The organism is Bacteroidia bacterium (genome assembly GCA_023228875.1).
GTDB lineage: Bacteria > Bacteroidota > Bacteroidia > NS11-12g > UBA955 > JALOAG01.
In genome coordinates this window covers 1-4,543 of record JALOAG010000047.1, presented here as the reverse complement: position 1 = coordinate 4,543, position 4,543 = coordinate 1, and the positions used below count along the sequence as shown (strand labels likewise).

At 38.3% G+C, this 4,543-nt stretch carries 10 protein-coding genes; 7 read left to right on the top strand and 3 right to left on the bottom strand.

What is annotated here, in order from left to right; all coding sequences use genetic code 11:
• The first annotated feature begins 301 nt into the window (after positions 1-301).
• The 3 genes from M0R38_12895 (at position 302) to M0R38_12885 (ending at position 1,295) form a co-directional block, all read left to right on the top strand.
• Positions 302-541, top strand: a complete 240-nt coding sequence (locus tag M0R38_12895) for a hypothetical protein (protein ID MCK9482631.1) — start codon at positions 302-304, stop codon at positions 539-541.
• 189 nt (positions 542-730) lie between these two features.
• Positions 731-1,051 carry a hypothetical protein gene (locus M0R38_12890; protein MCK9482630.1) on the top strand — a complete coding sequence of 107 codons (321 nt, stop codon included), beginning with the start codon at positions 731-733 and terminating at the stop codon, positions 1,049-1,051.
• A 76-nt stretch (positions 1,052-1,127) separates the two neighbouring features.
• Entirely contained in the window at positions 1,128-1,295 is a 168-nt protein-coding gene (locus M0R38_12885) for a hypothetical protein (protein ID MCK9482629.1), read from the top strand.
• A 7-nt stretch (positions 1,296-1,302) separates the two neighbouring features.
• Here the strand turns inward: M0R38_12885 and M0R38_12880 are convergent, their stop codons facing one another.
• The 3 genes from M0R38_12880 to M0R38_12870 form a co-directional block, all read right to left on the bottom strand.
• Positions 1,303-1,848, bottom strand: coding sequence for a hypothetical protein (locus M0R38_12880; GenBank protein MCK9482628.1), 546 nt, complete (start codon positions 1,846-1,848; stop codon positions 1,303-1,305).
• Positions 1,841-2,359, bottom strand: coding sequence for a phage virion morphogenesis protein (locus M0R38_12875; protein MCK9482627.1), 519 nt, complete (start codon positions 2,357-2,359; stop codon positions 1,841-1,843). Before M0R38_12875 ends, M0R38_12880 begins: the two co-directional genes overlap by 8 nt.
• 77 nt (positions 2,360-2,436) lie before the next feature.
• Entirely contained in the window at positions 2,437-2,679 is a 243-nt protein-coding gene (locus M0R38_12870) for a hypothetical protein (GenBank protein MCK9482626.1), read from the bottom strand.
• Positions 2,680-2,932: 253 nt separating this feature from the next.
• Between M0R38_12870 and M0R38_12865 the strand changes: the two genes are divergently transcribed.
• From M0R38_12865 to M0R38_12850, 4 genes are all read left to right on the top strand, one after another.
• The gene (locus M0R38_12865; GenBank protein ID MCK9482625.1) at positions 2,933-3,211 is read left to right on the top strand and encodes a hypothetical protein; all 279 of its coding nucleotides are present in this window, start codon (positions 2,933-2,935) and stop codon (positions 3,209-3,211) included.
• Positions 3,208-3,696 (top strand): hypothetical protein, encoded by a 489-nt coding sequence (locus M0R38_12860; GenBank protein MCK9482624.1) that lies wholly within the window; start codon positions 3,208-3,210, stop codon positions 3,694-3,696. Before M0R38_12865 ends, M0R38_12860 begins: the two co-directional genes overlap by 4 nt.
• A 29-nt stretch (positions 3,697-3,725) precedes the next feature.
• A complete protein-coding gene (locus M0R38_12855; GenBank protein ID MCK9482623.1) occupies positions 3,726-3,908 on the top strand; it encodes a DDE-type integrase/transposase/recombinase in 183 nt (60 codons plus the stop codon).
• Positions 3,909-4,330: 422 nt separating this feature from the next.
• Positions 4,331-4,543 (top strand): zinc ribbon domain-containing protein (locus tag M0R38_12850; GenBank protein MCK9482622.1); only part of this gene is annotated, 213 nt, incomplete at its 3' end.

The following is a 4,543-nucleotide window of genomic DNA, read 5'->3' as shown; positions in this document are numbered from 1 at the left end:
TAAACCACCCAAAAAACCAACTTAAAAAGCATAGTTGAAAAAACAAGTGTGCTTAAAACGCTTCTAATGAAGCCGTTTTTGATGTTTTTTTCTTTTTTTAGAGAGTTGTGCAACAGCTACCCATGTTGTGTTGTCGTTTTTTTCTTTATTTTTTGTGCGGTGGGTGTATTTTTTTGTATTGATTTTTAGTCAGTTACAACATTTTAACAAAATAATTCAAAAACACTTTGCAAAACACTTGCATTGTAATTGTATTTAACCTTATCTTTAAACACTGCAAGATTTAAAAGACAACAGAGAAATGATAATCGCAACAATTACTGAAAAGGTTGGCGAAGAAAACATAAAAGCTGTAATGGCTACAATGGTTGGCGGTTTAGATTGCTGCGATACAATCGAAGATTTAATTGATAGCGCTATTTCAATTAATGAATTTGAAGCAAGACCAAAGAAAAAAGAAAGCAAACTTGCTACTATGATGGCAAACGCTCATCAAGATGAAAAATACAATCACTTAACTAAAGAATGGGAAAAAATCTAAACTTTATAAACATGGAATTCAAAATCACAACAGGCACTACAACACTTCTGATTACAGAGTTGTAAAAGAATACAAAATCGAAAAAGCGGCTTTGAAATTCTTAAAAACTATCGGATATGCTTACGATGAGTTAAGCAACGACACATGGAATTTTCACGGTACAAAATACAAACTATCAATTCAAAGATAATGGCAAAGAAAAATTACACTTGGAAACTCGAAGAAGAGTTAGTTGCCAAAATTCAGCAACTCGCAGAAAAAGAACATCGCTCACTTACTAATTATATTGAGGTTATGTTTATCGAAAAATCTCAATTGGTAGCGGTCGGTGGGAAAAAAATAAAGAAAAAAATGCGACATAACACCATCATTAATCGGATTGACGTTTTTTTGGCAAGGCTCCAAAAGCAGGAAGCATTTGCTGCTACACCTCCGATAGCCAAGTGGATTATCAGGATTGCGGTGTTGTGGGCTGTTGCAGATTTTCTACACTTTTATTTCACTCACTAAATTTCGCTGTGGGAAACTCCGCATTGTGGAATATTTATTTCAGTGGATGCCCTGTTGCTGATTTATCTTTGCAGTCATGGCAAAGCGAGACACAACAACAATGCTTTACAGCGACATTCGTGAGGATTTTGTCAAAATAAAATCCCCAAAAAAGTTCCTTGCCGAACACATCTTGGAGAAGCTGGCAAAAAAATACAGGCGTTCTGCCAAAACCATAGAAAACATTGTTTTCAACCGTGTTTAAAGGGTTTTTAAGGCTGGTTTAAATCGTAACCAAAGTCCTCGTCCGGGTTCTCAGTTTCAAAAGCTGTCTTTTCTACATCTACTTCAATATCTTCCTCGTTTTCCCCATACTGTTTTTTGGCAAACTCATCTATCAGGTTGCAGGTAAAAGAAATGCGGTACAGGTTTCCTGCGCTTCCTGTGTCCACAGGGGCAAAATCTGTGCGCCTCATTTCGCTGTATGTCTGCCCTGTTGTTCCGTGCAGCGTTGCCTGTACATAATCCATGAGGCATAGGAATTCGAGCGCATCGCTTTGGTTTATCCCTCCTTTATACGTGTCGGCAAATGTTTCGTAAAACACATACACGTCCACCTGTACGCTTACTTTCTGTATTCTTGCTGCAAGGTCTTCAATCCCCATGCTTCGGAAGCCTAAAAAGAGTGCAGGTGCGGGAAAAGGGTGTTCCTCGTCCAGAAACCCTACCTGATTATGCCACAGGTCTATCCATTTAATTTCTTTGTTTTCACACAGAAGCTCGCTAAGCTCCATGTACATTTTCTGCCAGTTATCCATTGTTAAAAGTTTTTACTAATAGTGTTGCTAAGTATTTGTCTATGTTGTCATTCAGGACTTTACTATCTCCTATAAACCTGCGTTCGGGTATCCTTATGGGCAGCCTTTTCTTTTTGGTTATCGCCATAAATTTAAACCGCTCCTGCCCAGTCTGCCTGTACATCGCCCAAAAGTATTTACGCATTTTATCGGTTATCAGTATAGAAAACTTGCCTCCGTTATTATGTATGGCTGCATAAGGTAGGTTGGTTTCTATTTTTATTCGCTGCATGGTTTGCTCCGTTACTTTCAGGTCTTCCATAAGGGCGTTTGACTTTCTCAGCATGGGGTGGTTCATGACGTCCATGCGCTTAGCCCAGGGCACAAAAGCAAAGTCGGTAAATCCCTGCTTGCGGAACAAGTCTTTGAAGTGGCTCAATGCCATTTGCCCGATATTGTGCGGTATCTGCCTTAGTGCAGCTTCTGCCATTTTGTGGAAATCGGGAATTTGTATTTTGCTTTTGTTTTTCATGTATTTTTGTAGCCGAAAGCGTGGAGAGATTCTGAACCGGATTGATTAGCCGGCACCGAGGGCTCAAAACGCTTTTTTTATTTTATGTCGTCCACTATGGTATAAAACTCTTTTGTTCCCCTGAGCAGATCTTCTCTTATCACAATAAAGCTGTCCTCTCCGTCAATCTGTGTTTTCATGTAGTGCCATACATAGGGTCTGCCTTTGGCATCGGCTACCGATTTTATGTAAATGCTCTGTGCAAACAGTCCCTCAATTCTGTAAAGCGCATAGTTTTTCTCTTCCCGCTTCTTATGGGGTTGGTTCAGGGCTTCTTTCACACCCCTCATGGTAAATGTAATTGTCTAGTCCTAAAATAGGTTTACACCAAAACGTGTAAAAATGGACAAAAAAAGTAAAGTCATTTCAGGACTAAAAACTGGAAAAAGCATCATTCAAAAGCCGAACAAGTATTTTAGTGATTCGGAGAAACATCACATTCTACGAGAATTACTTGAATCGGGTTGTACTAAACGAGAGATTTGGGAAAAATATACCGGACAGGAATAAGAACACGGTCAGCTACTTCGTTGGATGCGAGAATTAGGTTACGATAGTTCTGTTAAAACCAGAAGGCCTAATTTTACAGCCAATAATACTGATATGGTTATGGCTAAAAAAGTAAAAGTGGAAGATAAAGTAATCGAAGCCTTTGAAACGCTTCAGTTGAAAAAAAGAATAGCGGAGTTAGAAAACCGGCTCAAAGATGCTGAGATGAAAGCTATTGCATTTTCTACAATGGTTGATATTGCAGAAAAAGAATTTAATATTCCTATCCGAAAAAAGTACAATACCAAACCATTGAAGAAATGAAAAACAACTTTCAGAATATAGGATTTGCCAAGCTATGTTCTTGGTTTGGTATCACTCGACAGGCATATTATCAAAACTCGTGGAAAGCCATAGATACTACTATTGAAGAAGAATTAATACTGCAACAAGTAAGACAAATAAGGGCAAATCATCCAAGATTAGGAACGAGAAAGCTCTATGACAAACTTCAACCATTTATGCTTGAAAATGGGATTAAAATAGGTAGAGATGCCTTGTTTAATCTACTTGCAGCCAATTATTTATTGATAAGAAAACGAAAGCGTAGAATAACAACCACCAACTCCTATCACTGGCTTAGGAAATATCCTAACCTGATAAAAGGCTTTGTCCCGACAGCACCCAATCAACTTTGGGTAAGCGATATTACTTATTGGAAAATTAATCCTCAAGAACACTTGTATATCAGTTTTATTACTGATGCGTATTCTCATAAAACAGTCGGTTATCAAGTAGCTGAAACATAGAAGCCATTGAGAGTATCCAAGCCCTGCAAATGGCTCTCTCTGCCTTTAGAGGGGCAGAGAGCCATTTGCCACTCACGCATCACAGCGACAGAGGCATACAATATTGCAGCAAAGAGTATGTAAAGCTATTGCAGGATTACAACATACAAATCAGTATGACTGAAAACGGAGATCCTTTAGAATTAAGCGAAGCGAATCACGAATACCATTGAAAAAACAATAAAAACAAAATGAGTAAAATGCCATTGCAGAAAGAGTAAACGGAATCATCAAAGAAGAATATTTAGATGCTTATGAAGTCAATAATATCAAGGAAGCCAGAGAATTATTGGATAGCGTAATAAACCTTTATAATGACGACAGACCTCATATGAGCATCAGTAACCATACACCCAATCAAGTACATCATTCACAAAGCCCACTAAAAACAGAGAAATTATGGAAGAATTATTATCTGAAAAAAACTATATTCGTAAACCAATGTCAGGACTAAAAAACAACTGTAAACTAATAATAGGATTTAACCTGTAACCTGTAAACTTTTTTTAGGACGAGACACGGAGTACATAGAGCCATAGTAAGCGAAGCACTCTTTCAAAAAGCGTAGGTGCTTTCAGGAAAAACCAAAATCATCATGTCCAAGCCCAAAGCTGCCAAAGCAGAACTTCCGCTAAGAGGCTTTCTTATTTGTCCCGATTGTAAAAGCAACTTGACAGGAATCGGTTCAAGAGGCAAAAGCGGGAGGAAATTCTTCTACTACCATTGCCAAAGAAAGTGTAAGCACATGGTATCAGCACCGCTTGCCAACCAGCGATTTGAGGAATGGCTTGACGAGCTATCCATTAAA